The following is a 22,948-nucleotide window of genomic DNA, read 5'->3' on the forward strand; positions in this document are numbered from 1 at the left end:
TCCTGCGGCGCGAGTCACACGCGGCCCTTCCCCTCCCCGTGGACGCCCGGCGCAGATGGCGCTAGGCTGATGGCACGGGCCATGCCCGGGTAACTGGACAGGAGTGCGTAATGGCCTTGCCCCCACTGCCCGACCCGTGGGACGACGAAGCGGCTGCGGTGGCCAGACACCTGACCGCGTTGCAGGCCTCGGGCCTGAGTTGGCCTGCGGTGGCGGACACGGCACGGCCGTGGCTGCAAACACTGCGTGACCACCCGGCGCCGTTTTGGGCCATGGAGGGCTTGCTGCAGGCCTACCCGCTGTCGTCGGCCCAGGGCCTGGCGCTGATGCGTTTGGCCGAAGCCTTGCTGCGCATCCCTGATCCTCAGACGGCGCAGTGCCTGCTGGACGACCAGCTCACACGCGGTGGCTTCGCCCACACCGCGCTGCCGCCCGACAGCCCACACCCCTGGTGGGAATCGCTTTCGCGCCGCGTGCTGAGCGTGGTGGCGCAGATGGCGCACGCCGGCAGCGCCGGTCACGACACCGGCTCGACGCTGACGGCTTTGCTGCGCGATCTGGGACAAAGCGTCACCGTGCGTGCGACCGCGCACGCGGTACAGCTGCTGGGCGAGCAGTTCGTGCTGGCACCACAAATCGAGGATGCCTGGCGCCGCGCGCGGCTGGACAGCGAAGCCGCCCGACAACACGGCTGGCAGACCTGCTGGAGTTTTGACATGTTGGGCGAAGGCGCGCGCACCTGGGCCGACGCCGATCGCCATTTCGCCAGCTATGAACACGCGCTGAACCACCTGATCGATGCACCCGCGGTGGATGGGGACGGCGCGCGGGCGGCAAGCGGGCTGTCGATCAAGCTGTCTGCCCTGCATCCGCGCTTCGAAGCGGTGCGCGCCGAAGAGGTTGTGAGCCAGCTGACCCCGCGCCTGCGCAGCCTGGCCGTCTTGGCGGCCCACCACCGCCTGCTGCTGACCATCGATGCCGAAGAAAGTGACCGACTTGAGCTGCAGTTGGCCGTGTTGCAGTCACTGCTGGCCGGGCTGGCCCAGGATACGCACGAAGCGGTGCGCAGCTGGGCGGGCCTCGGTGTGGCGGTCCAGGCCTATCAACTGCGCGCACCTGCAGTGATCGCGCGACTGGCCGAACTGGCACGCACCCACGACCGCTTGCTCACCGTGCGGCTGGTCAAGGGCGCCTACTGGGACGGTGAGATCAAGCGCGCGCAGGAACTCGGCCTGCCCGGCTACCCCGTCTACACCTCGAAGGCACACACGGACCTGTCGTATCTCGCGTGCGCGCAGCAGTTGCTTTCCGAGGTCGAGGTGCTGCGCCCCCAGTTTGCCACCCACAACGCGGTCACCATTGCTGCCGTCATGCACCTGGCCACGGCTGCCGGGGTCGGCCCGACCCAGTACGAGTGGCAGCGCCTGCATGGGATGGGCGACGCCACGTACGCCGCCATTCGGGCCGCACTGCCGCACGAAGCCATGGCGCCGGTGCGAGTTTACGCGCCGGTAGGCCCGCACCGCGACCTGCTGGCCTATTTGGTTCGACGGCTGCTGGAAAACGGCGCCAACAGCTCCTTCGTGCACCAGATGGCCGACGCCCACACCGATGTGGACGCCATGCTGGCGCCGCCATGGCGTGACGTACCGTTGCCCAGCATGCCGTCGCCGTGCGACGCCTGGGGCGATGACCATATGGTGGCCCCCGGTCGCGACCTCGCCCACGGCCCCCATCGCACCGCACTGCGCGATGCGGTGGCAGCCCGCGTGGCGCGCAGTGGCCCCGCCAACCCGCTCGCGCGTCTCGCTCTGACAGCCGACCAGATCCCCGCGATCATGATCAGCTTGCAGGCCGCCTGGCCAGACTGGGAGTCACGTGGCTGGGCCGCCCGCGCCGACGTGCTGATACAGGCCGCCAACCGCATGACTGCCGAACTGGACAGCTGGGCGGCCGAACTGGTGGCAGAGGCCCACAAAACGTTGCCCGACGCAGTGGCCGAGGTACGCGAAACCATCGACTTTGCACATTACTACGCACGCATGGCGCAGGCGTACGCCGTGCCGCGCGGCCTTCCCGGCCCAGAAGGTGAACACAACAGCTGGCAGCTGCGCGGACGGGGCGTGTTCGTCTGCATTGCGCCATGGAACTTCCCTCTGGCCATCTTTGGCGGCCAGGTCATGGCCGCGCTGTTGGCAGGCAACGCGGTGGCGGCCAAATCCGCGCCGCAGACACCGGGCGTGGCAGAGCGATTCGTGCGCCTGCTACATGCATGCGGTGTACCGACCGGGGCACTGGTTCACGCACCTGGAGACGCCAGCGTGGGCGCGGCACTGGTCGCCCACCCGACGTGTGCCGGCGTGGCCTTCACAGGGTCCACCACCGCGGCCAAGCGGATCCAGCTCGCGCTCGCCGCACCAGATCGGCCCATCGTGCCCCTGATTGCCGAAACCGGCGGGCTCAACGCCATGATCGTCGACAGCAGCGCCCTGCCTGAGCAGGTGGTCGACGCGGTGATGCACAGTGCCTTTGGCAGCGCCGGCCAGCGCTGCTCTGCCCTGCGCCTGCTGTGCTTGCATGAGGCCGTGGCCACACCACTGGAGGCCATGCTGGCGGGTGCCTTGCAATGCCTGCGGGTGGGCGCGCCGGAGCACCCTGCCACCGACGTGGGCCCGGTCATCGACGAGGTGGCCGCGGGGCGGCTCCGTGCGTGGGAGCACACCCTGGACACCTGGGCGCGCGAACGACGCCGGGAGGTGATCTGCCTGGCACGGGCGACGCTGCACCCCGGCTGTCATGTGCGGCTGTTGCCAGACGGCCCGCCACGTCAGTGGATCGTGCCGTCGATCTGGCGCTTGCCCACGGTGGCCGACCTGGATGCGGAACACTTCGGGCCCATCCTGCACGTGGTGCACTGGGGCCCAGGCACTTCGGCGCCCACGCTGTCAGCGCTGATCGACCAGATCAACGCCCGCGGCTTCGGACTCACAATGGGGCTGCACACACGCGTAGATGGCCGCATCGACGCGGTGGCCCGGGCCGCCCGCGTGGGCAACTTGTATGTGAACCGCGGCATGACCGGCGCGGTGGTGGGTGCGCAACCCTTTGGTGGCCAGGGCTGGAGCGGCACAGGCCCCAAGGCGGGCGGGCCCCTCTACCTCAGTCGCTTTGCGACCGAGCAGGTGATCAGCCACAATACCGCCGCAGCGGGCGGCAACGCCGCCCTGCTGGCTCAGCTTACTCGCTGAACTTGTAGTCGGTCTTGGCGCTCTTGCGCAGCTCTTCCTGGAAGCGGGCCAGCTTGGCCTGCTTCTGGCGCTGCATCAGCTGGTCCTTCACCTCTTCGAAAGCCGGGAAGGCCGTCTGGCGCGTGTCTTCCAGCTTGATGATGTGCCAGCCGAACTGGGACTGAACCGGCGCAGGACTGACCTCGCCCTTCTTCAGCTTGACCATGGCTTCTGAAAACTCCGGCACATAGTTGCCCGGATTGGCCCAGTCGAGGTCGCCACCGTTGGGGCCCGACCCGGGGTCCTTGGAGTGCTTCTTGGCCAACTCTTCAAACTTGGCACCCGCCTTGATCTGGCCCAGCAGCGACTTGGCTTCGGCTTCAGAGTCGACCAGGATGTGACGCGCACGGTACTCCTTGTCGCCGTTGGCCGCCTTGATCTGGTCGTACTCGGCGCGGGCCTCGGCCTCACTGGCGGGGTTCTTTTTCTCGAAGTCCTTGAACAGCGTCTGGATCAGGATGGCCTGACGGGCGAGCTCCATCTGGGCGCGGTAGTCGGGCGAGGCCTGCAGGCCGCGGCGCTGGGCTTCCTGCATGTAAATTTCGCGGATGACCACTTCGTCGCGGAGCTTCTGCTCCAGGTCAGGCGTGCGCTCGATGGCGCCACCAGGTTGCGAGCGCGCGATCTGGTCGACCAGCGCGTCCACACGCGACTTGGGCACGCCCTTGCCGTTGACGACGGCAATGTTCTGCGCCATCGCGAGCGGCGCAGCCACGGACAGCGTGGCCGCCACGATGGCAGCCTTGGCAAAGCGGGTGGAAATCATGGTCAACAGATCTGGTGAGTCGTGAATGGACGATCAGGCCGGCTCGGCCTGGATGGCCAGCGCGTGAATACCGCGCGGCATCAAATTGCGCAGGGCATCATACACAAGCCGGTGGCGTTGAACGGGGGGCAGCCCGCGAAAGCACGCCGCTCGCACGCGCACCTCGAAGTGGGTGCCGAAAGCCTGGCCGTTGTGCCCCGCGTGTCCGATGTGCGCAGCCGTATCGTCGCGCACCAAGAGCAGCTCCGGTTGCAGCGCTGCCCGCAACGCCGTTTCGATTTCGCTGGCGTGAACGGGCCCTTGTCCGCTCACCGTGCTCGTGGCGCTCATTGGCCGCCTCCCGGAGCGGCCTCGGCCGCCGGCTCCAACGCGTGGCGAGACAGATAAACACCCTGAGCCACGATGAACAACAGCGTCAGCACCAGCGTGCCCCACGTCTTGAAGTTCACCCACGCATCGGTGTTCCCGGCATACAGCACGAAGGCGACATACAGGTTGAGAAAGCCCATGCCGACGAAGAACAGCGCCCAGGCCCAGCCCACGCGCGTCCAGATCGCTTCCGGCACATCCAGCTGCCCCCCCATCATCTGCTTGAGCATGCGCTTCTTGAAGACCACCTCGGTCAGCAGAAAGCCCAGGCCCATGATCCAGTACACCACGGTGGGCTTCCACATGATGAAGGCTTCGTTGTTGAACCACAGTGTCAACGCGCCCAGCACGATCACGACGCCCAGACTGGCCCACAGGATGCGGTCGACCGGCTTGCGTGCGGCCTTGAGGATCACCACTTGCAGCAAGGTGGCCACCACCACGACCACCGTGGCCAGCAGCACCGGCGCCTGCTTGGCCACCACCGTGCCGCTGGCCACGGCAAAGCCCACGTAGTGCGTGAGCCATTCGGCGGTGACCTCCTTGTTTCCGTCAGCCCACTTGTAGCTCACGAAAAAGAGGATCACCGGCAACAGATCGAACAGGAATTTCATGTCAGGGTGCGTCAGAGTGCGGGCTGAAGTCTATCGCGGCTGAGTTGATGCAGTAGCGTTCACCGGTGGGCTCGGGACCATCATCAAACACGTGGCCCAGATGGGCTCCGCACTGACGACAACGCACCTCCACGCGGATCATGCCGTGGCTGGTGTCCAGCACGCGCTCGATGGCCTCGTCGGCTGCGGCCGCCCAATAGCTCGGCCAGCCGCACCCGGCATCGAACTTGGTGTGCGATTCGAACAACCGGGTTCCGCAACAGATGCAACGGTAGGTACCGTCTTCGAAGTGATCCCAGTATCGCCCCGTGAACGGCCGTTCGGTTGCCGCCCGGCGCGTGACCTGGAAAGCCAGCGGATCGAGCTGGTCTCGCCAGGCCTCGTCGCTCTTCTTGACGGGGTAGTCGTTGGTAGGGTCGCTCATGGTGGTCGGGTCCATCAAATACGTCCTGCCAGTGTAGACACGCCCCCCTGTCCCTGGGGGCCGGCGGGCCAAGGTCGCAGCGCGGTCACGGGCTTCCCCTAAGATGCCCACTCCGCAACCGTTGATTCATGACAGGACAAAAGCCGTGGACCTGGTGGTGTTTGTGAAAGCCGCCCTGATGGGCATCGTCGAGGGGTTGACCGAGTTCCTCCCCATTTCCAGCACCGGACACCTGATCCTGGCTGACACCCTGATCGGATTTGCCGAATCGGTCGGGAGCGAAAAGGCCAAGGTGTTCGAGATCGCCATCCAGACGGGCGCCATCTTTGCGGTGATCTTGGTCTACCTGCAGAAGATCGTCGCCACCATCAAGGGCATTGGCTCGCAGCCGGAAGCGCAGCGCTTTGCTGTGAACGTGGCGGTCGGCTTCGTCCCGGCTGCGGCCATGGGCCTGTTGATCGGTAAGGCGATCAAGGCGCACCTGTTCACCCCCACTGTCGTGGCGGTGGCCTTCATCGTCGGCGGCCTGATCATCATGTGGGCGGAGCGCATGGCCGCACGCCGATCCCACGCTCGGGTCGAAACGGTGGACGACATGCGGTTTGCCGATGCGGTGAAGGTGGGCCTGATCCAGTGCCTGTCCATGGTGCCGGGCACCAGCCGCTCGGGTGCCACCATCATTGGCGGGATGATGATCGGCATGTCGCGCAAGGCCGCCACCGATTTCAGCTTCTTTCTGGGCATTCCCACGCTGGTGGGTGCCGGCGTCTACAGCCTCTACAAGGAGTGGGGGTTGCTGAGCATGGCCGACTTGCCCCTGTTCCTGGTCGGGCTGGTCTTCGCCTTTCTCTCGGCGTGGGTTTGCGTGCGCTGGCTGATCCGCTATGTGTCCAGCCATACCTTCATCCCCTTCGCGTGGTACCGGATCGCCTTCGGCATCCTCATTCTGGCCACCGCCCAACTGGGCTGGGTGAACTGGGAGGCCTGAGCCCGTGTCGCTGCGCCATGACGCCCTGGCGGTGCTGACCTGCCCTGACCCGGTGCAGAAAGCCGCTTTGGCGCAGGCCCTCGCCGAAGCGCGACTGGCACTGCCCGATGCAGGTCTGTCTGCAGCCGAATGCCAAGAGGCGATCTCGCTCTCGCCTGCTCAGGAAGCCGCGCTACCGGGGCGACCCGCACGCCCTGCCCTGGTGAGCGCCAAGGACGTGCCCTCACGCAGCCCGTTCACCCATGAAGGCCGCGCGGCGCTGCTCCACGCCATCTGCCACATCGAGTTCAACGCCATCAATCTGGCCATGGACGCGGTGTGGCGCTTCGAGGGCATGCCTGCCACCTTCTACCGCGACTGGCTGCAGGTGGCCGGCGAAGAGGCCCTGCACTTCACGCTGCTGCGGGAGCACCTGCGCGGCATGGGCCACGACTACGGCGACTTCGACGCCCACGACGGCCTGTGGCGCATGTGCCACCAGACCCGTCACGACCTGCTGGCGCGCATGGCGCTGGTACCGCGCACGCTGGAAGCGCGCGGCCTCGACGCCACACCACTCATCCAGGACAAGCTGCGCCGCACGGGCGACCTGGCCGCCGTGGCCATCCTCGACATCATCCTGCGCGACGAGGTCGGCCACGTGGCCATCGGCAACCGGTGGTTTCACCACCTGTGCGCGCAGCGCGGGCTGGATCCCACCGTGGTCTACCCCGAGCTGGTCGTTCAATACGAAGCCCCACGGCTGCGGCCGCCCTTCAACGAAGCCGCCCGCCGTGCAGCGGGCTTCACCGAAGCGGAAATGGCCTTTCTGCTGGGTGAAGACTGAGGCGCCTGCGCGGCCGCCGTCTCAGCCCCGTGGGTGGTGGCGCGCATGCAGCTGCCGCAAGCGCTCGCGCGCCACATGGGTGTAGACCTGCGTCGTCGAGATGTCGGCGTGCCCCAGCAGCAACTGCACCACGCGCAGGTCGGCTCCGTGATTGAGCAAGTGGGTGGCAAAGGCATGGCGCAGGGTGTGCGGCGAGATACTCTGGCGAATACCGGCCTGCACAGCCAGCGCCTTGATGCGCTTCCAGAACATCTGCCGCGTCATGGCCTCGCCGCGCACTGTGACGAACAGATCGTCGCTCGTGCGGCCTGCCAGGATCTCGGGCCGCCCCGTTGCCAGATAACGCCCCAGCCAAACCGCCGCCTCTTCCCCGAAAGGCACAAGACGCTCCTTGCTGCCCTTGCCCGTCACACGCACCACGCCTTCGGCCATCAGGACCTGCCAATGCTGCAAGGTCACCAGTTCGCTCACACGCAGGCCGCTGGCATACAGCAGCTCCAGCATGGCCCGGTCGCGCAGGCCGAGGGCCTCATGCGTGTCGGGCGCGGCCAGCAGCGCCTCCACCTGGGCCTCGGTCAAGGTGCCCGGCATGCGCGCGGGCTGACGCGGCGCGTCCAGGCGCACCGAGGGATCGTCGGCCATCAGGTGTTCACGCACAGCCCACCTGAAGAACCGACGGTACGTGCTGAGTCTGCGGCTGGCCGTGCTGGGCCGCGTGGTGGCATGGACGGCGACGGCATGGCCGCGCAGGTCCAGCTCGGTCAGATCCGTCAAGCGCAGCGATCCGCCCCGCTGCGCCTGAGCCCATTGCAAGAGCCCCTGTAGATCGCGACGGTAAGCCGCCAGGGTGTTGTCGCTCAGACCATCCTCCAGCCAGACGGCATCGATGAACTGGTCAAGCGTTGGGTCACGCAGATCAACCATGCAATGCTCACACTCCACCGCGCATCAGGCCATCTTTCATGCGTTGATCAATGGGATGCTCGCCAATGAAGACCTTCAGCACGGCGCGGTACAGGTCCTCGCCCGGCTGCGGCGTCCCCACCGCCTTGCCGTTGTGCCGCAGCCCGACGCCCTGGTCCGGCACGTAGTCGAGTTCGATGACGTCGCCCGGCTTGAGGGTGCCCATGCCGTTGATGTCGGCCGTCAAACGGCTCAGACGCGCCGACAGCCGCTGCTGCACCGCCGCAGGCTCATGGCGCTTGACCCGCCGGTTCAACGACTTGCTCAACTCCGCAGCGGGGGCCTCCAGCAACACCTTGATCTGCAGGCGCTTGGGCCCGGGCATGGCCAGCGCCGCAGCCGGATCACGCGTGGTGGCAGGCAGGTACAGCCCTGTCACGAACGCCTTGACCCAGGCGACCCCGCGCAGCCCCAGCCCGTTGAGGCGCAAGGTCCGGTCGCCCAGTTGCACGGTGGGATCGAAGCGTTGCCCCTCCAGCACGGCGGCGTGGGCCGCCACGGGTGTCAGCATGAGGCTGGCCGGTGCCATCACACCCGCCAGGGCGCCGCAACACGCCAGCAACCAGCGCATGGCTCGCTGTCTGCACCACTGCATGGGATTGATCCTTTCTGCCGGAAGCCGGCCTGCCTGTCTGCTCATCCAACGCAGACCAGATGGTGGCTGACGACAACATTTACAAGCACTTTACCGTGCAGGATGGAGATGCAGCTGAACCCAAGACCGGCTAGCATCATGCGGTTCGGTTCGCAACAAGAGGTAGACCATGAGACTCGCGACGGCCATGCTGGCCCTGATGACCTTGCTGAGCGGCTGCGCCGTGTACACCCCGAAAGGCGCCGTGGTGGTCGACCCTGCCCCGCGCCCCGCAGGCTCCGGCGACTTCTGCCCGCCGGGCCAGGCAAAAAAGGGCAATTGCTGAACCGTCGCCGGTAGCGTCCCATGATCACGCTGTTTGACCACGCCATGGCCCCGAGCCCCCGCCGGGCGCGCATCCTGCTCGCAGAAAAGGGCATCCCGTTCGAGCGCGTCCAGATCGATCTCGTGGCTGGCGAGCATCTGGGCGACGCCTTTCGTACCATCAACCCGCAGTGCACCGTCCCGGCGCTACGGCTGGAGGACGGCACGGTGTTGCAAGACAATGCCGCCATCACGGCCTGGGCTGAAGCTGTCCAGCCCGAGCCACCGCTGCTGGGTCGCTCACCGCTTGAGAAAGCCGCTGTCGCCAGCTGGAACGCTCGCCTCGAGTTCGAGGGCCTGCTTGCCGTGGCCGAAGCGTTTCGCAATGCCAGCCCGGCCATGAAGGACCGAGCCCTCACGGGCCAGGCGAATGTCGCGCAGATCCCGGAGCTGGCCGCGCGCGGACTTGAGCGCGCGCACCGGTTCTTCCGGGAACTGGACAGCCACCTGGCCGGTCGGGCGTTCGTGGCGACCGATCACTTCTCGTTGGCCGACATCACAGCCATCGTCGTGGTGGACTTTGCCCGCGTCATCCGCTTCAAGCCAGGCGACGAGCATCCGCATCTGCGCGACTGGCGCGCCGCGCAGGCTGCGCGCCCCAGCGTGAATGCCTGACGCCAGCTGTGCCCCGCCTCTCAAAGTCAGCGGGCACCGCTGTTGAACTGTCGCCGCGCTTCTTCCATCGCCTGCTCCAGGCGCGCGGGGGTGCGCTGGCTCGGGTCGGTCTGCGCCTGCCATTCCGCGTAAGCCGATGCCTGCAGCCGCTTCCATTCGGTTTCGCGCGATAGCTTGGCAATTGCCACATCATTTTCGAAATCCGGCACCAGCGTGGCCATCTTCATCTGCCATTGAACCAGCGCCTGATTGCGACGCGATTCATCGGTTTCCAGATCCGCAATCAACGCGGCCCCCATGAACGCGGCCTCCATCAGTGTGAACTCGCCCTGCTTGAGCCGGTCGGGCAACTGGTTCATCAGGTTCTCGGCCATCCGGCGACGCAATCGCGCGTCCTTCTCTGCGTCGATCGTCTGCCACTTCTCGAATCCCTGGTGATAGCGAACGAAGCTGACCAGACGCAAGGCGTCCTCCTTTGTCTGCCCCTGCTTGGTCATGGCAGCCAACAAGGCCGCCCAGTCTTCCTCAGACACATCAGACGGTCGGCCGTCGCCCAGTGAGGGCGCGGACGCGACGGCCATGGCGCTGTCTTCGCCCACGCCCGCCTGAGGCCAAAGACTCGACGAGGCTTGCGGCGGTGCGACATCACCGGACGCGTCGTCATCGCGCGAAGTGGACACCCACCATGCAGCTGCAGCCAAGGCAACGACCGCGGCACCCGCGACCGCGATGACAGGAAAACGACTGTTGGAGCGCTCGTACTTGATCATGTCTGAACAAAAGAAAAGCGGCGCCCTCCGAGGAGGGGCGCCGCCATCTGAAAGGCCGCGTGCTGCCGTGCAGCGCGCGTGATCAGTTCGGAGCCGGCGTGTACAAGGTCGAAGACACCGGACGGCTGCGGAACTGGGCGGCAATGTGCTGTGTCAGCGAGCCAAAGCTGACTCCCGTGATAGCGCCGGTCTCGAAGCGACGCAGTTGCAGCGCGCTCGTGAATGCATCCAGCGCCTCGGGCGTCAGAATCAGCTCGTCGAGCGTCTCGTTCAACGTGATGCTCAGAGGGAAACGATACTTGAACGTCAACGGCTTGGCGACGTTGTACGTGTAAATGTTCATCTGGCGGATGGTCGCGCCGCCGAAGGGTGTCGTGTCCGCTTGAACACGCTTGGCTGCGTAGTTGATCGTGAAATTCGCCAGCGTAAAGCCCAGACGCTGCCCATTGCGCACACGCGAGAACTCCAGGGCGGAGCCGCGGGCGTCGCCCTTCTCGATGCTCAGGCCCGAGCCAATGGTGATGGTGGTGATGGGGAAGCTGAACGCGTAAGTCGTGCCGGCTGGCTGGGTGGTGTTGCCGAGGCCGACGACGGTGATGCCTTGCAAGGTAAAGGCATCTTGCGCTTCGATCGAGAACTGCTGAGTGGAAGACGCCACCAGCGCATTGGTGGGCAGGGTCAGCGCCGAAGCGGCCTGAACCATGGCCAGGCCAGCGGTGGCAAAGAATGCGGCGCGAACGTGGGAGAACTGCATGATGGCTCCTGGAAAGCAGATGCGAACAACAAGTGATGACGCATGTTGCCAAAGAGCGCGAACGCGCCGCCCCCGCAGATCGGGGAGCGACGCGCATGCTGTACCGGAAAAAATTAACAAACCCAGGGAAAACCAGCAAACCCACCACCATCGGGTTACGAGGGTAAACCCTTGATTTGCGTTTTCAAGGGCAATCTACGGCCTACAGCCACCTGTTGGTGTAGATTGCCCGACGCCCAACTCAGGGGGCCGGCGTGTAAGGCGTGGTCGACACCGGGCGGGCACGGAACTGCAAGAAGATCTCCTGAGTCAGGGTGCCAAAGGTGTCGACCGTATCCAGCGCGCCGATCTCGAACGCCTTAAGCTCCAGGCGCGAGATAAAGGCCTCGCGGGTCTGTTGCGTCAGAGTCAGCCTATCAAGCACTTCACGCCCGGTCACCGTCAGCGGAAATTTGTACTTCAGACCCAGAGGCGTAGCCACGTTGAAGTTGTACAACGGCGCTTGGCGCACGGTGGTACCGCCCAGCGGTGTGATGTCGGCCAGCACCTGCTTGGTGTTGTAGTTGATCGTGAAGTTGGCCAGCGTGATGCCCACTTTCTTACCGACGCTCGGCGTACCGCGCGGCGCGATGCGGGAGATCTCGAGTGCGGAGCCCTTGGCATCGCCGCCAGCAATCTTGAAGTTGCTGATGGTGATGGTGGTGATGGGCAGTCGGAATGCATCGTCGGTGCCCGCTACGGCGGTGGCGTTACCCAGCGGAATCACCTGCACACCGGCCACGGAGAACGAATCCATGGCTACGGCGGAGAACTTCTGGACCGAATCGGCCACCAGGAAGTTGGTGGGAATGGTCAAAGTGAGTGCCTGAGCGCTCAGCGATGCGGCGGCCAGGCCAGCGGCGAGAACGAAAGGGCGAAGTGCGGAAACCTGCATGGACAACTCCTGTTGAGATCAGTTTTAAGAACCAGTCGTCAGGCTTTACAACTTCGCCTGACTTGTGGTCATGATGACCGTCCGAACACACATGCAGCAGTCGGTGTAATGCCTGATCCCTGACGCGATCAGGCAAAAACCCGGGTAAGCGATGACTGCTCAAACAACCGCGTTACCCGGGGTTCCACCAGGGAACCGACGTTTTCCGGATTACGGTTGATAGGGCGCGGTCGGCACCGACTTACGGAAGGTGACCTTGATGTCCTGGGTCAGCGAACCGAAGGTGGTGATGGCATCCAGCGCCCCGATCTCGAAGGCGCGCAGTTGCAGCGCGTCGATCTGGGCCTGACGCGACTCGGGGGTCAGCGTCAGTTGATCCAGCACTTCGCGACCCGTCACGGTCAGGGGGAACTTGTACTTGATGCCCAGGGGGGTGGCCACGTTGAAGTTGAACAGGCCCACCTTCTTGGCAGTCACGCCTCCGATCGGGGTGAAGTCGGCAAACACCTTCTTGGCGTTGTAGTCGATGGCAAAGTTAGCCAGCACAATGCCGACTTTCTGACCAGCAGACGGGGTACGCGGCGGAGCGATGCGGGCGATCTCCAGTGCCGAACCAGAGGCCTCGCCACCGGCGATGTGCAGCTTCGAGTCCACCGTGATCGAAGTGATCGGGAAGGCAAAAGAATCGGTGGTGTTCGCCACGGCCTTGGCATTGCCCAACGGCGAGATGGTGACGCCGGTCAGCTCGAAGCCGTCCATGGCTTCTTGAGAGAACTTCTGCACCGAATCCGCCACCAGCGCATTGGTGGGGATGGTGAGCGCGCTGGCAGCGGCACTGGCAACCAGCAAGGCGGCGGCGATGGCGGTGCTACGGACGTTGAGAACTCGCATGAATCAGCTCCTTTGGAATTCGCCTTGCAACGCGCAAAGCGGTGTTGACGTGTGTTTAATGTTGCCCGCATCGCGTTCTGTGAACCCCCCGCGGATCAGGGGGAGATGGGAGCAAAATGGGATCCCGCCACGACAAACCGAGGGAAAACTAGGAACGGGTGATTCCCCAAGGGGATCCGGGATACCACCATATGTCGCATTCACACCCCACCTTTCACCACATACGCCCCATGTGCGCGGCCGACTTGCGTGCCGTGATGACCATTCAGGCTGCGTGTTACCCACAGGAATACCTGGAGCCACCCGCATCGTTTGCGAACAAACTGATCAACGGCTCAACGTGCTGGGTCGCCGAAGCCGAGGGTCAAGTGGCGGCTTATCTGGTGGCACTGCCCACGCACGAAACCGCACTGCCGGCGCTGCATGCGGACGATTGGCAGCCGCCGGCCCACCCCACGCTGCTCTACCTGCACGACATGGCCGTGGGGCCAGCACTGCGTGGCATGGGCGTGGCGCACAGCCTCCTGGACGCCGCCCGGCGCGCAGCGCGACAAAGGGGCCTAGCCGAGCTGGCGCTTGTGGCTGTACAGGGCTCCGTCCCGTTCTGGGCGCGCCATGGCTTCGTCGTCGACCCGGCACCAGCAGCATGGGTACGAGCCAAGCTGACCACCTTTGGCGGCGATGCCCGGTACATGACCCAGCCGCTCATCCTTGAGGCGCATCAAGTGCCATGACAACGCGCGGGGGACAATGTCCCACAAGATGTCGCGACATCGCTTCGAGGAATCTGCATGCCGCATACCCGCGCCGCGAGCCTGAGCCCCTCCCCTGCAGCCGTGCCCGATTGGACACAATGGACCCAGGCACTGGATCGCCACGCCCATGCACTGGTCGGCCAGGCCGTCAACGGCATTTCGCCCATCCAGACCGGACTGGTCTACCTGGACTGGCTGTCCCACCTGTTGATCTCGCCAGGCAAGCAGCTGGATCTGATCAAGCAGGCAGCAGAAGACGCCGGTGGGGCTGCGCAGCGCCTGATGCAAGCTCGCGCCGGATGTTGCGACCCGTCTGCACCAGACGACCGGCGATTCCGCGCACCCGAATGGCAGCAGTGGCCGTTCTCGGCCTATGCGCAGGCCTTTCACGTGTTGGAGCGCAGCTGGGACCGCGCCACCCGCGACGTGCCGGGGCTGACCCATCGCCACGCGGACATCGCCCACTTCGCCGCGCGACAGTGGCTGGATGTGTTCAACCCCGCCAACATGCCCTGGCTCAACCCGGAGGTGCTGCGCGCGACCGCACAGGAAGGCGGCGCCAATCTCGTGCGTGGCGCCATGAACTGGGCCGACGACCTGCAGCGCCTGATGCGCGGTCTGCCCCCTGCCGGGACCGAGGCCTACCGCGTGGGCGAGAACGTGGCGGTCACGCCGGGCAAGGTCGTGATGCGCAACGAGCTGATGGAGCTCATCCAATACAGCCCCGCCACCGAACAGGTTCATGCCGAGCCGATCCTGATCGTGCCAGCGTGGATCATGAAGTACTACATCCTTGATCTGTCGCCGCACAACTCGCTGGTGCGTTACCTGGTGTCTCAGGGGCACACGGTCTTCATGATCTCGTGGAAGAACCCCACCGAAGAAGACCGCAACCGCACGCTCGATGACTACCGCAGGCTCGGGGTGATGGCCGCCCTGGATGCGATCAACCGCATCGTGCCGGATCGCAAGGTACACGCCACCGGCTACTGCCTGGGTGGCACGTTGCTGATGATTGCTGCCGCCACGATGGGGCGCGACGGCGACGAGCGCCTGGCCTCGATGACGCTGTTTGCCGCGCAGGGCGACTTCACCGAAGCCGGCGAGTTGCTCATGTTCATCAACGAGAGCGAGGTCGAGCTGATCGAAGCCATGATGGCGCAGCAGGGTTACCTGAAGGGCTCGCAGATGGCGGGCACCTTCCAGCTCCTGCATGCCGATGACCTGATCTGGTCGCGCGCCATGCGCCACTACCTGCTCGGCCAGCGCGATCAGCCCAATGACCTGATGGCCTGGAACGCCGACACGACCCGCATGCCCTACCGCATGCATTCTGAATACCTGCACCGGCTGTTCCTGCACAACGATCTGTCGCAGGGGCGCTATGAGGTCGACGGTGAGCCCATCTGGTTCACCGACATCCGCGTGCCCTGCTTTGCCGTGGGCACAGTGACCGACCATGTCGCGCCCTGGAAGTCGGTCTACAAGCTGCACCTGCTGCCGCTGGACCTGACTTTCGTGCTGACCAGCGGCGGACACAATGCCGGCATCGTGAGCGAGCCCGGCCACAAGGGCCGCCATTTTCAGATCCACCATCGGCCGCCCACCGAGCCCTACAGCTCGCCCGATCGCTGGCAGGCCGAGACCCCCCACAGCGAGGGTTCTTGGTGGCCGTCCTGGCAGGCCTGGCTGGCTGAACATTCGTCGGGCCTCGTGCCACCGCCGCGCATGGGCCTGCCCGGCGGACGCCGCGGTGGCAAGCTGCCCGATGCGCCGGGCGACTACGTGCGCCAGTCCTGAAACGGCACAGGCCGCGAAGGTTGCCCCTCGCGGCCTGCTCACAGCAACGGCCCGAAGGCCGTCTGCGGTGTAGATCAGTTCTTCGACTGGTCGACCAGCTTGTTCTTGGCGATCCAGGGCATCATGGCGCGCAGCTCGGCACCCACGGTCTCGATGGGGTGAGCGGCGTTCAGGCGACGGCGGGCCGTCATGCTCGGGTAGTTCGTCTTGCCTTCCAGGATGAACATCTTGGCGTATTCGCCGGTCTGGATGCGCTTCAGGGCGTTGCGCATGGCTTCACGCGACTTCTCGTTGATCACCTCGACGCCGGTCACGTACTCACCATACTCGGCGTTGTTCGAGATGGAGTAGTTCATGTTGGCGATGCCGCCTTCGTACATCAGGTCGACGATCAGCTTGAGCTCGTGCAGGCACTCGAAGTAGGCCATCTCAGGCGCGTAGCCGGCTTCCACCAGGGTTTCGAAGCCCATCTTCACCAGCTCCACGGCGCCGCCGCACAGCACGGCCTGCTCGCCGAACAGGTCAGTTTCGGTTTCTTCGCGGAAGTTGGTTTCGATCACGCCACCCTTGGTGCCGCCGTTGGCAGCGGCGTACGACAGGGCGATGTCCTTGGCCTTGCCCGACACGTCCTGGTACACAGCGATCAGCGAAGGCACGCCGCCGCCCTTCAGGTATTCAGAGCGCACGGTGTGGCCAGGGCCCTTGGGGGCGACCATGATCACGTCCAGGTCAGCGCGGGGCACGACCTGGTTGTAGTGCACGTTGAAGCCGTGGGCGAAAGCCAGCGTGGCACCCTTCTTGATGTTGGGCGCGACGTTGTTGTTGTACACCTCGGGGATGTTCTCGTCGGGCAGCAGGATCATGACCAGGTCGGCGGCCTTGACGGCCTCATCGACCTCAGCGACCTTCAGGCCAGCGCCTTCGGCCTTGGACCACGATGCGCCGCCGCGACGCAGACCGACGGTCACGTTCACGCCGGAATCGCGCAGGTTCTGGGCATGGGCATGGCCTTGCGAACCATAGCCCACGATGGTGACGTTCTTGCCCTTGATCAGGCTCAGATCGGCGTCCTTGTCGTAGTAGACCTTCATGTTGTTTGCTCCGTCGGTAAAAGGGGTGGCCTGAAGCAGGCCGAAAGGGTTGGATGGCGGGAAAGGGTGATCCGGCGGCTGCCGGATGCGTCAGACGCGCAGGATGCGCTCACCGCGCCCGATCCCGCTGGTCCCGGTGCGCACGGTTTCAAGAATGGCAGCGCGGTCAATGGCTTCCAGGAAGGCATCCAGCTTGGCCGCGTCGCCAGTGAGTTCGATGGTGTAGGTCTTGTCGGTGACGTCGATGATGCGGCCACGGAAGATGTCGGCCATGCGCTTCATCTCTTCACGCTCCTTGCCGACTGCCCGCACCTTGATGAGCATCAGCTCACGCTCGGTGTAGGGGCCTTCGGACAGGTCGACCACCTTGACCACCTCGATGAGGCGGTTGAGGTGCTTGGTGATCTGCTCGATCACGTCGTCCGAACCGCGTGTGACCACGGTCATGCGCGACAGAGACGGGTCTTCGGTGGTGGCCACCGTCAGGCTCTCGATGTTGTAGCCGCGAGCGGAGAACAGGCCCACGACGCGAGAGAGGGCGCCTGCTTCGTTTTCGAGCAGCAGGGCGATGACGTGTTTCATTTGGATCGTCCTTTCGGGGCTCCTGGGCCAGACGGCGGTAACCGGCAGGCTGTGGCCTCGGGTGCGATGGATGCGGGTTGAGTCCTGACCTGCCGCTCAGGGCGCCTGCCCGACGCGACCCCGGCAAGGGTCGGCCTGCAGACGCCGGTTGCGGCTGGCCGTCGGTTGGAGTGGCGCTTCAGAGTTCCTCGGAGCCCAGCAGCATCTCGGAGATGCCCTTGCCGGCCTGCACCATGGGCCACACGTTTTCGGTGGGGTCGGTGCGGATGTCCAGAAACACGCTGCGATCCTTCAGCTTGATGGCCTCGCGCAGCGCGCCTTCGACATCGCTCGGGCGCTCGATCAGCATGCCGACGTGGCCGTAGGCCTCCGCTAGCTTGACGAAGTCGGGCAGCGCATCCATGTAGCTGTGCGAGTAGCGGCCGCCGTAGTCCAGCTGCTGCCACTGGCGCACCATGCCCAGGTAGCGGTTGTTGAGCGACAGCACCTTGACCGGGGTGTTGTACTGCAGGCAGGTCGACAACTCCTGGATGCACATCTGGATCGAGCCTTCGCCCGTCACGCAGAACACGTCGGCATCCGGCTTGGCCAGCTTGATGCCCATGGCGTAAGGCAGGCCCACACCCATGGTGCCCAGGCCACCGGAGTTGATCCAGCGACGCGGCTCATCGAAGCGGAAGAACTGCGCGGCGAACATCTGGTGCTGACCTACGTCGGAGGTGACGTAGTAGTCGGTGCCACGGGTCAGCTCCCACAGCTTTTCGACCACCATCTGGGGCTTGATGACCTCGTCGGAGTGCTTGTACTTCAGGCAGTCACGCTTGCGCCACTCGTTGATCTGGCTCCACCAGGCGGCCAGTGCGTTCTGGTCGGGCTTGAGCTGCGATTCCTTGATCTGTGCCAGCATCTCCTGCAGCACGTCCTTCACGTCGCCGACGATGGGGATGTCGACCTTGACGCGCTTGGAGATCGACGAGGGGTCGATGTCGATGTGGACGATCTTGCGCTCGACCTGGGCGAAGTGCTTGGGGTTGCCGATCACGCGGTCGTCGAAGCGGGCGCCGATGGCGATCACCACATCGGCGTTTTGCATGGTCATGTTGGCCTCATACGTGCCATGCATGCCCAGCATCCCCAGGAACTTGGGATCGGTGGCCGGATAAGCGCCCAGGCCCATCAGGGTGTTGGTGCAGGGGTAGCCCAGCAGGTTGACCAGCTCGCGCAGCTCTGCGCAGGCCTCGGCCATGATCACGCCGCCGCCTGTATAGATGTAGGGGCGCTTGGCATTGAGCAGCAGCTGCACGGCCTTGCGGATCTGGCCGCCATGGCCCTTGCGCACCGGGTTGTACGAGCGCATTTCCACCGATTCGGGGTAGTGGAAGGCGGTGGTCTTGAGCGACACGTCCTTGGGCACGTCGACCACCACGGGGCCGGGGCGGCCGGTGCGGGCGATGTGGAAGGCCTTCTTCATCGTCGCGGCCAGTTCGGACACGTCCTTGACGAGGAAGTTGTGCTTGACGATGGGACGGGTGATGCCAACGGTGTCGCACTCCTGGAAAGCGTCCAGGCCAATGGCGGCCGTGGGCACCTGCCCGGTGATGATCACCATGGGGATCGAATCCATGTAGGCCGTGGCGATGCCGGTGATGGCATTGGTGACGCCCGGGCCCGAGGTGACCAGGGCCACGCCGACGTCGCCCGTGGCGCGCGCGTAGCCGTCGGCTGCATGCACAGCGGCCTGCTCATGGCGCACCAGAACGTGTTCGATGGTGTCTTGCTTGTACAGCGCGTCGTAGATGTACAGCACGGCCCCGCCAGGGTAGCCCCAGATGTACTTGACGTTTTCGGCTTGCAGGCAGCGGACGAGGATGTCCGAGCCATTGAGGATTTCGCCGGATGGCGAGGATGCTTGGGCGTCGGCCGAGCCGGCGCGTTTGATGTCCGCGGACGAAAATTCCATGACTGGATGACCTTTCAGATTTTCTCTAACGAAAAACGATCGGTGCCCCTCCACACGGACACGGCCGGAGCCCATGTCAGCAACACTGCGACCACGGATGGTCGTGCGCTCGCCCTTGTGAGGCGGTTTTGGAGCCTGCGCGGCCTGGATCGCGGGTCGGTTGACCTGCCAACAACAAGCCAGATCGAGATGGCGCAAGACTGCCATTATCTCATCCCGCCACGGCAATTCAAGGTTTCCCGCCCCCCGGGACCGGATGGCGAGGCGCAGTGACATAATCCAGCCCACCTCAGTGGCCGCCCAGGCGCCGTGTCTTTGTCTTCGTCGAACCCCCTGCCCGCCTCGCAAGAAGCGCTGCTCAACGACTTCCTCAAGGGTGTCGAACGCCGCGCCTTCAAACGCACCGCTTATGCCGTACGCGACGACGACGCCGCGCTCGACATCGTCCAGGACGCCATGATCCGCCTGGTGCAGAGCTACGGCGAGCGCCCGTCCACGGAGTGGCCCATGCTGTTCCAGCGCATCCTGTCAAATGCGACGCTGGACTGGTTCCGGCGCCAGAAGGTGCGCAACGCGGTGATGATGAACCTCGGCGACTTCGAGTCTGGCGATGGCGAAGACGAGGGGCAGGATTTCGACCTGCTGGCTGCGCTCAAGGTAGATGACCAGATTGGCGAGGGCGCGGACGACGGCGCCAGCCGGGCCCAGACCCTGGCACAAATCGAAGAAGAAGTTGGAAAGTTGCCCGCACGTCAACGCGAGGCCTTTCTGTTGCGTTATTGGGAGGAGATGGACGTGGCCGAGACCGCCGTGATCATGGGCTGCTCAGAAGGCAGCGTGAAAACCCATTGTTCGCGTGCGGTGCAGGCGCTCGCCCGTGCCCTTCAGCTTCGCGGAATCACGCTGTGACACACCCGGTCGATCACCCCTTGCACAATGCGCAAGCCGAAGCCCTTGAGGCCCGGTTCGCACTGCGCGTGGGCGCTCGCCTGAGCGAGGGCGCCGCGCAACTGCCGCACGACATCACGGAACGGCTGCGCGTGGCCCGCCAGCAGGCGCTGGCACAGGCTCGTGGTCAGGTGCTGGCGCGTCCGGCCCACGAGGCAGCGTCTGCCACGGGCGTGGGTTTGACCATCGACGTCCAGGGTACCGCCACCGCGTCCGGGTGGGGTGGTCACCCGCTGGCCTCGCCCACCTGGCGCAAACTGGACGACGGGCCCGTGTCCTGGCGCTGGCGCCTGGCATCGCTGGCCCCGCTGGTGGCGCTGGTAGCCGGGTTGTGGGCCATTCATGCCTATCACAAGCACGAACGCATTCGCGCCACGGCCGAGGTCGACATGGCGCTGTTGACGGACGACCTGCCACCAGCCGCCTACGCTGACCCCGGTTTTGAAGAGTTCCTGCGCACCGGCGCCTCGGATCCTGCCCCGCCGACGGACATGCCGCTGTGGGTGGAGGACCTGATTGCCGAAGCCCTCAGCAACACGGCTGGGGAGTCGCAGCCGTGACACACAAGCGCCTGCGCAAGCTCGCCGGCCCCCTTCTGTCTGCCACGCTGATCTCGCTGACGGCCGGCCTGACCTTGCCCCCGGCCTCTGCCTGGGGCTCGCCCGGGCGCGTGGACATGGCCGAAGACAGTCCCAGTTGGACCCAGCTCAGCGCCGAGCAACGACGCGTGCTGCAACCCCTGGCTGCGCAGTGGGACAGCATGGACGAAACGAGCCGTGGCAAGTGGGCCACCGTTGCCTTGCAGTACAAGCGCCTGAGTGCCGCCGAGCAGCGACGTGTGGACGAACGGCTGGCGCAATGGGTTCGCCTGGCCCCCAAGGAACGGGGCGAAGCCCGCCTGCGCTTCCAGCAGACCCGTGAATGGACGCCGGAAGAGCGTCAACGTCGATGGAACGCGTATCAGGCGCTGTCTGAAGACGAACGGCGCGAGCTGGCGCGGCAGGCTCAGCGACGCGCGCAACCGACGCACCTGCCGGACAAGGCACCGGGGCCGCGTGATGCACGCGAGCTCGAGCGACGCCAGCGCCAGGCGGAGCAGCAGGCGCGCAAATCGAACGATGTGCCGCCGGCCCTGCCCCTGCGCTCCACGGGCAAGGCCGTGACGCCGGCCACCGTCAAAGCAGCGTCAGGCGCCACGACCCGCCTGGTCACCGAGCAGCCGGCACCGCCGTTGCATCAGCATGCAGGCTTACCGAAGATTGCGGCCACGGAAGGCTTTGTGGATCCTGTGACACTGCTGCCGCGCAAGGGCCCGCAAAGCGCAGGCATGGTGCCGCCGCCCGCTCCTCGGGACGGCAAGGGGCGCGACCAGCCCGAAAAAGACCGGCGTAACGGCAAGCCATGACGCCGGTGGTATGGTTGCGCGCTTGTCCGAGTCTGCCACCTGCTGCCCATGTCGTTCTGGCGCCCGCCCACTTACCGCCCCCTGACTTCCGCCGAATGCACCGAGCGCGCCAGCGCCCAGGCGCCGAGTCTGCGACGCAGATTGACCGCATTCGTCTATGAAGGCGTGCTGCTGTTTGGCATCGTCGTGCCTGTGGCATTGGTTTACGGGGTATTGACCAACCAGCGTCATGGCATGGAAGGCCGCCTGGGCCTCGGGCTCACGCTGTTTGCCACCTTGCTGATCTACTTCGTGTGGTGCTGGCGACGCTCTGGTCAGACGCTGGCCATGAAGACCTGGCACCTGCAACTTGTCGACGCCGGTGGTGCCCGCCCGCCCATCTGGCGGGCCATGCTGCGCCACTTGCTGAGCTGGCTGTGGTTCGCTCCCTCACTCGTCGCGGCCTGGGCATTCGACTGGCACAGCACCAGGCAGATCATGGGCGCACTGGTGGGCTGGATCGGGGTCTACAGCTTGCTGAGCTACCTGCTGCCGCGGCGCCAGTTCCTTCACGACGTGCTCAGCGGCACCCGACTGATCGACGCGCGTCCCTGACGCGTCACTTCTTCCAACAGAGCATCCCCCATGCCCTTGTCCTTGTGCGTGTACTGCGGCTCACGCGATGGCGCCGCCCCCATTCACCGTCAGACGGCCATCGAGGTCGGTCGGCAAATCGGCGAGCGGGGCTGGCAGTTGGTCTATGGCGGTGGCAGCACAGGCCTGATGGGCACGGTGGCCAATGCCGCGCTGGCAGCGGGCGCGCCCGTGGTGGGCGTCATCCCGCACAAGCTGATGACCCGGGAGTTGGGCCACGGCGGCGTGAGCGAGCTGATCGTGGTCGACAGCATGCATGAGCGCAAGCACACGATGGCCGTGCGCTCGGATGCCTTCCTGGCCCTGCCCGGCGGCATCGGCACCATGGAGGAGATCTTCGAGGTGTGGACCTGGCGCCAGCTGGGCTACCACCGCAAGGCGTTGGGCCTGCTCAATGTCGGCGGCTACTACGACGACCTGCTGCGCTTCATCGATCGCAGCCGCGACGAGGGTTTTCTGTGGCCCGATGTCCAGCAGTTGCTGCTGGTTGACGACGACGTCACCCGCTTGCTGGACCGGATGGCCGCCGAGCACGACGCGCTCGTCGCCACGGCGCCGCCAGACGAGCGCGTTGGCCTGGCCAGCGTGTCCGATCAGATCTGAGGCCGCCCCGCG

The 22,948-nt window shown here is 65.3% G+C and carries 26 protein-coding genes; 13 read left to right on the forward strand and 13 right to left on the reverse strand.

Translation table 11 applies throughout. The annotated features are described in order from the left end of the window. Nucleotides 1–110 precede the first annotated feature (110 nt). Nucleotides 111–3,248, forward strand: coding sequence for a bifunctional proline dehydrogenase/L-glutamate gamma-semialdehyde dehydrogenase PutA (gene putA, locus GTZ97_RS15190; RefSeq protein WP_161651583.1), 3,138 nt, complete (start codon nucleotides 111–113; stop codon nucleotides 3,246–3,248). Here putA and GTZ97_RS15195 read toward each other — a convergent pair. Genes GTZ97_RS15195 through msrB form a run of 4 tightly spaced genes read right to left on the reverse strand, consistent with a single transcriptional unit; the run spans nucleotide 3,238 to nucleotide 5,460 of the window. Beyond that, a complete protein-coding gene (locus tag GTZ97_RS15195) occupies nucleotides 3,238–4,053 on the reverse strand; it encodes a peptidylprolyl isomerase (protein WP_161651585.1) in 816 nt (271 codons plus the stop codon). The two genes, putA and GTZ97_RS15195, sit on opposite strands and share 11 nt — an antisense overlap. Before the next feature lie 33 nt (nucleotides 4,054–4,086). Beyond that, nucleotides 4,087–4,383, reverse strand: a complete 297-nt coding sequence (locus tag GTZ97_RS15200) for a BolA family protein (RefSeq protein ID WP_161651587.1) — start codon at nucleotides 4,381–4,383, stop codon at nucleotides 4,087–4,089. Then, the gene (locus GTZ97_RS15205) at nucleotides 4,380–5,036 is read right to left on the reverse strand and encodes a septation protein A (protein WP_161651589.1); all 657 of its coding nucleotides are present in this window, start codon (nucleotides 5,034–5,036) and stop codon (nucleotides 4,380–4,382) included. The genes GTZ97_RS15200 and GTZ97_RS15205 overlap by 4 nt, the downstream gene beginning before the upstream one ends. A gap of 1 nt (nucleotide 5,037) precedes the next feature. Next, nucleotides 5,038–5,460 (reverse strand): peptide-methionine (R)-S-oxide reductase MsrB, encoded by a 423-nt coding sequence (gene msrB / locus GTZ97_RS15210; RefSeq protein ID WP_161651591.1) that lies wholly within the window; start codon nucleotides 5,458–5,460, stop codon nucleotides 5,038–5,040. Nucleotides 5,461–5,605: 145 nt separating this feature from the next. On the opposite strand from msrB, the gene GTZ97_RS15215 reads away from it, so the two are divergent. Further along, entirely contained in the window at nucleotides 5,606–6,448 is an 843-nt protein-coding gene (locus GTZ97_RS15215; RefSeq protein ID WP_161651593.1) for an undecaprenyl-diphosphate phosphatase, read from the forward strand. 4 nt (nucleotides 6,449–6,452) lie between these two features. Continuing rightward, nucleotides 6,453–7,274 carry a ferritin-like domain-containing protein gene (locus tag GTZ97_RS15220; RefSeq protein ID WP_161651595.1) on the forward strand — a complete coding sequence of 274 codons (822 nt, stop codon included), beginning with the start codon at nucleotides 6,453–6,455 and terminating at the stop codon, nucleotides 7,272–7,274. A 21-nt stretch (nucleotides 7,275–7,295) separates the two neighbouring features. On the opposite strand, the gene xerD is transcribed toward GTZ97_RS15220, so the two are convergent. Both xerD and GTZ97_RS15230 read right to left on the reverse strand, forming a co-directional pair. Next, a complete protein-coding gene (xerD, locus tag GTZ97_RS15225) occupies nucleotides 7,296–8,198 on the reverse strand; it encodes a site-specific tyrosine recombinase XerD (protein WP_161651597.1) in 903 nt (300 codons plus the stop codon). Between the two features lie 7 nt (nucleotides 8,199–8,205). Then, a complete protein-coding gene (locus GTZ97_RS15230) occupies nucleotides 8,206–8,808 on the reverse strand; it encodes a chalcone isomerase family protein (RefSeq protein WP_161651599.1) in 603 nt (200 codons plus the stop codon). Nucleotides 8,809–9,001: 193 nt separating this feature from the next. Between GTZ97_RS15230 and GTZ97_RS16495 the strand changes: the two genes are divergently transcribed. Together GTZ97_RS16495 and GTZ97_RS15235 are read left to right on the forward strand one after the other, a co-directional pair. Continuing rightward, the gene (locus GTZ97_RS16495; protein WP_201748309.1) at nucleotides 9,002–9,157 is read left to right on the forward strand and encodes a hypothetical protein; all 156 of its coding nucleotides are present in this window, start codon (nucleotides 9,002–9,004) and stop codon (nucleotides 9,155–9,157) included. Between the two features lie 20 nt (nucleotides 9,158–9,177). Next, complete coding sequence (locus GTZ97_RS15235) at nucleotides 9,178–9,810, forward strand: glutathione S-transferase family protein (RefSeq protein WP_161651601.1); 633 nt, start codon at nucleotides 9,178–9,180, stop codon at nucleotides 9,808–9,810. Nucleotides 9,811–9,836: 26 nt separating this feature from the next. Here GTZ97_RS15235 and GTZ97_RS15240 read toward each other — a convergent pair whose 3' ends face one another. The 4 genes from GTZ97_RS15240 to GTZ97_RS15255 form a co-directional block, all read right to left on the reverse strand. Continuing rightward, nucleotides 9,837–10,580, reverse strand: coding sequence for a hypothetical protein (locus GTZ97_RS15240; RefSeq protein WP_161651603.1), 744 nt, complete (start codon nucleotides 10,578–10,580; stop codon nucleotides 9,837–9,839). 82 nt (nucleotides 10,581–10,662) lie between these two features. Continuing rightward, nucleotides 10,663–11,334, reverse strand: coding sequence for a hypothetical protein (locus GTZ97_RS15245; RefSeq protein WP_161651605.1), 672 nt, complete (start codon nucleotides 11,332–11,334; stop codon nucleotides 10,663–10,665). Nucleotides 11,335–11,575: 241 nt separating this feature from the next. Next, a complete protein-coding gene (locus GTZ97_RS15250; protein WP_161651608.1) occupies nucleotides 11,576–12,268 on the reverse strand; it encodes a hypothetical protein in 693 nt (230 codons plus the stop codon). A gap of 210 nt (nucleotides 12,269–12,478) precedes the next feature. Further along, entirely contained in the window at nucleotides 12,479–13,159 is a 681-nt protein-coding gene (locus GTZ97_RS15255; RefSeq protein WP_161651610.1) for a hypothetical protein, read from the reverse strand. Nucleotides 13,160–13,350: 191 nt separating this feature from the next. On the opposite strand from GTZ97_RS15255, the gene GTZ97_RS15260 reads away from it, so the two are divergent. Continuing rightward, a complete protein-coding gene (locus tag GTZ97_RS15260; RefSeq protein ID WP_161651612.1) occupies nucleotides 13,351–13,893 on the forward strand; it encodes a GNAT family N-acetyltransferase in 543 nt (180 codons plus the stop codon). 57 nt (nucleotides 13,894–13,950) lie between these two features. Continuing rightward, a complete protein-coding gene (locus tag GTZ97_RS15265; protein WP_161651614.1) occupies nucleotides 13,951–15,714 on the forward strand; it encodes a PHA/PHB synthase family protein in 1,764 nt (587 codons plus the stop codon). Between the two features lie 74 nt (nucleotides 15,715–15,788). Here the strand turns inward: GTZ97_RS15265 and ilvC are convergent, their stop codons facing one another. The 3 genes from ilvC to GTZ97_RS15280 all read right to left on the reverse strand — a co-directional run bounded on the left by ilvC (nucleotide 15,789) and on the right by GTZ97_RS15280 (nucleotide 19,347). Next, on the reverse strand, nucleotides 15,789–16,805 hold the full coding sequence (ilvC, locus tag GTZ97_RS15270) for a ketol-acid reductoisomerase (protein ID WP_161651616.1): 1,017 nt from the start codon (nucleotides 16,803–16,805) through the stop codon (nucleotides 15,789–15,791). A gap of 90 nt (nucleotides 16,806–16,895) precedes the next feature. Then, the gene (ilvN, locus tag GTZ97_RS15275; RefSeq protein ID WP_161651618.1) at nucleotides 16,896–17,387 is read right to left on the reverse strand and encodes an acetolactate synthase small subunit; all 492 of its coding nucleotides are present in this window, start codon (nucleotides 17,385–17,387) and stop codon (nucleotides 16,896–16,898) included. A gap of 178 nt (nucleotides 17,388–17,565) precedes the next feature. After that, nucleotides 17,566–19,347, reverse strand: a complete 1,782-nt coding sequence (locus GTZ97_RS15280) for an acetolactate synthase 3 catalytic subunit (protein ID WP_161651620.1) — start codon at nucleotides 19,345–19,347, stop codon at nucleotides 17,566–17,568. Between the two features lie 6 nt (nucleotides 19,348–19,353). On the opposite strand from GTZ97_RS15280, the gene GTZ97_RS15285 reads away from it, so the two are divergent. From GTZ97_RS15285 to GTZ97_RS15310, 6 genes are read left to right on the forward strand one after another with little or no spacing between them, the layout of a single operon-like run. Further along, nucleotides 19,354–19,620 (forward strand): hypothetical protein, encoded by a 267-nt coding sequence (locus GTZ97_RS15285; RefSeq protein WP_161651622.1) that lies wholly within the window; start codon nucleotides 19,354–19,356, stop codon nucleotides 19,618–19,620. 36 nt (nucleotides 19,621–19,656) lie between these two features. Beyond that, a complete protein-coding gene (locus GTZ97_RS15290) occupies nucleotides 19,657–20,256 on the forward strand; it encodes an RNA polymerase sigma factor (protein ID WP_330863623.1) in 600 nt (199 codons plus the stop codon). Then, complete coding sequence (locus GTZ97_RS15295) at nucleotides 20,253–20,855, forward strand: DUF3619 family protein (protein ID WP_330863624.1); 603 nt, start codon at nucleotides 20,253–20,255, stop codon at nucleotides 20,853–20,855. Before GTZ97_RS15290 ends, GTZ97_RS15295 begins: the two co-directional genes overlap by 4 nt. After that, nucleotides 20,852–21,700, forward strand: a complete 849-nt coding sequence (locus GTZ97_RS15300) for a DUF3106 domain-containing protein (protein WP_161651624.1) — start codon at nucleotides 20,852–20,854, stop codon at nucleotides 21,698–21,700. Before GTZ97_RS15295 ends, GTZ97_RS15300 begins: the two co-directional genes overlap by 4 nt. Before the next feature lie 48 nt (nucleotides 21,701–21,748). Next, nucleotides 21,749–22,294, forward strand: coding sequence for an RDD family protein (locus GTZ97_RS15305; RefSeq protein WP_161651626.1), 546 nt, complete (start codon nucleotides 21,749–21,751; stop codon nucleotides 22,292–22,294). A 30-nt stretch (nucleotides 22,295–22,324) separates the two neighbouring features. Continuing rightward, nucleotides 22,325–22,936: an LOG family protein gene (locus tag GTZ97_RS15310; RefSeq protein ID WP_161651628.1), complete on the forward strand. Its 612-nt coding sequence runs from the start codon at nucleotides 22,325–22,327 to the stop codon at nucleotides 22,934–22,936. The last annotated feature ends 12 nt before the right edge of the window (nucleotides 22,937–22,948 follow it).

Source organism: Aquabacterium fontiphilum, assembly GCF_009909205.1.
In the GTDB taxonomy this organism is placed as follows: Bacteria; Pseudomonadota; Gammaproteobacteria; order Burkholderiales; family Burkholderiaceae_C; genus Aquabacterium; species Aquabacterium fontiphilum.

What these genes read in the sequence shown, in the direction of transcription:
- putA (WP_161651583.1), top strand. Translation starts at nt 111, where the DNA reads ATGGCCTTGCCCCCACTGCCCGACCCGTGGGACGACGAAGCGGCTGCG.
- GTZ97_RS15195 (WP_161651585.1), bottom strand. Translation starts at nt 4,053, where the DNA reads ATGATTTCCACCCGCTTTGCCAAGGCTGCCATCGTGGCGGCCACGCTG.
- GTZ97_RS15200 (WP_161651587.1), bottom strand. Translation starts at nt 4,383, where the DNA reads ATGAGCGCCACGAGCACGGTGAGCGGACAAGGGCCCGTTCACGCCAGC.
- GTZ97_RS15205 (WP_161651589.1), bottom strand. Translation starts at nt 5,036, where the DNA reads ATGAAATTCCTGTTCGATCTGTTGCCGGTGATCCTCTTTTTCGTGAGC.
- msrB (WP_161651591.1), bottom strand. Translation starts at nt 5,460, where the DNA reads ATGAGCGACCCTACCAACGACTACCCCGTCAAGAAGAGCGACGAGGCC.
- xerD (WP_161651597.1), bottom strand. Translation starts at nt 8,198, where the DNA reads ATGGTTGATCTGCGTGACCCAACGCTTGACCAGTTCATCGATGCCGTC.
- GTZ97_RS15230 (WP_161651599.1), bottom strand. Translation starts at nt 8,808, where the DNA reads ATGCGCTGGTTGCTGGCGTGTTGCGGCGCCCTGGCGGGTGTGATGGCA.
- GTZ97_RS16495 (WP_201748309.1), top strand. Translation starts at nt 9,002, where the DNA reads ATGAGACTCGCGACGGCCATGCTGGCCCTGATGACCTTGCTGAGCGGC.
- GTZ97_RS15235 (WP_161651601.1), top strand. Translation starts at nt 9,178, where the DNA reads ATGATCACGCTGTTTGACCACGCCATGGCCCCGAGCCCCCGCCGGGCG.
- GTZ97_RS15240 (WP_161651603.1), bottom strand. Translation starts at nt 10,580, where the DNA reads ATGATCAAGTACGAGCGCTCCAACAGTCGTTTTCCTGTCATCGCGGTC.
- GTZ97_RS15245 (WP_161651605.1), bottom strand. Translation starts at nt 11,334, where the DNA reads ATGCAGTTCTCCCACGTTCGCGCCGCATTCTTTGCCACCGCTGGCCTG.
- GTZ97_RS15250 (WP_161651608.1), bottom strand. Translation starts at nt 12,268, where the DNA reads ATGCAGGTTTCCGCACTTCGCCCTTTCGTTCTCGCCGCTGGCCTGGCC.
- GTZ97_RS15255 (WP_161651610.1), bottom strand. Translation starts at nt 13,159, where the DNA reads ATGCGAGTTCTCAACGTCCGTAGCACCGCCATCGCCGCCGCCTTGCTG.
- GTZ97_RS15260 (WP_161651612.1), top strand. Translation starts at nt 13,351, where the DNA reads ATGTCGCATTCACACCCCACCTTTCACCACATACGCCCCATGTGCGCG.
- GTZ97_RS15265 (WP_161651614.1), top strand. Translation starts at nt 13,951, where the DNA reads ATGCCGCATACCCGCGCCGCGAGCCTGAGCCCCTCCCCTGCAGCCGTG.
- ilvC (WP_161651616.1), bottom strand. Translation starts at nt 16,805, where the DNA reads ATGAAGGTCTACTACGACAAGGACGCCGATCTGAGCCTGATCAAGGGC.
- ilvN (WP_161651618.1), bottom strand. Translation starts at nt 17,387, where the DNA reads ATGAAACACGTCATCGCCCTGCTGCTCGAAAACGAAGCAGGCGCCCTC.
- GTZ97_RS15280 (WP_161651620.1), bottom strand. Translation starts at nt 19,347, where the DNA reads ATGGAATTTTCGTCCGCGGACATCAAACGCGCCGGCTCGGCCGACGCC.
- GTZ97_RS15285 (WP_161651622.1), top strand. Translation starts at nt 19,354, where the DNA reads ATGACCTTTCAGATTTTCTCTAACGAAAAACGATCGGTGCCCCTCCAC.
- GTZ97_RS15305 (WP_161651626.1), top strand. Translation starts at nt 21,749, where the DNA reads ATGTCGTTCTGGCGCCCGCCCACTTACCGCCCCCTGACTTCCGCCGAA.
- GTZ97_RS15310 (WP_161651628.1), top strand. Translation starts at nt 22,325, where the DNA reads ATGCCCTTGTCCTTGTGCGTGTACTGCGGCTCACGCGATGGCGCCGCC.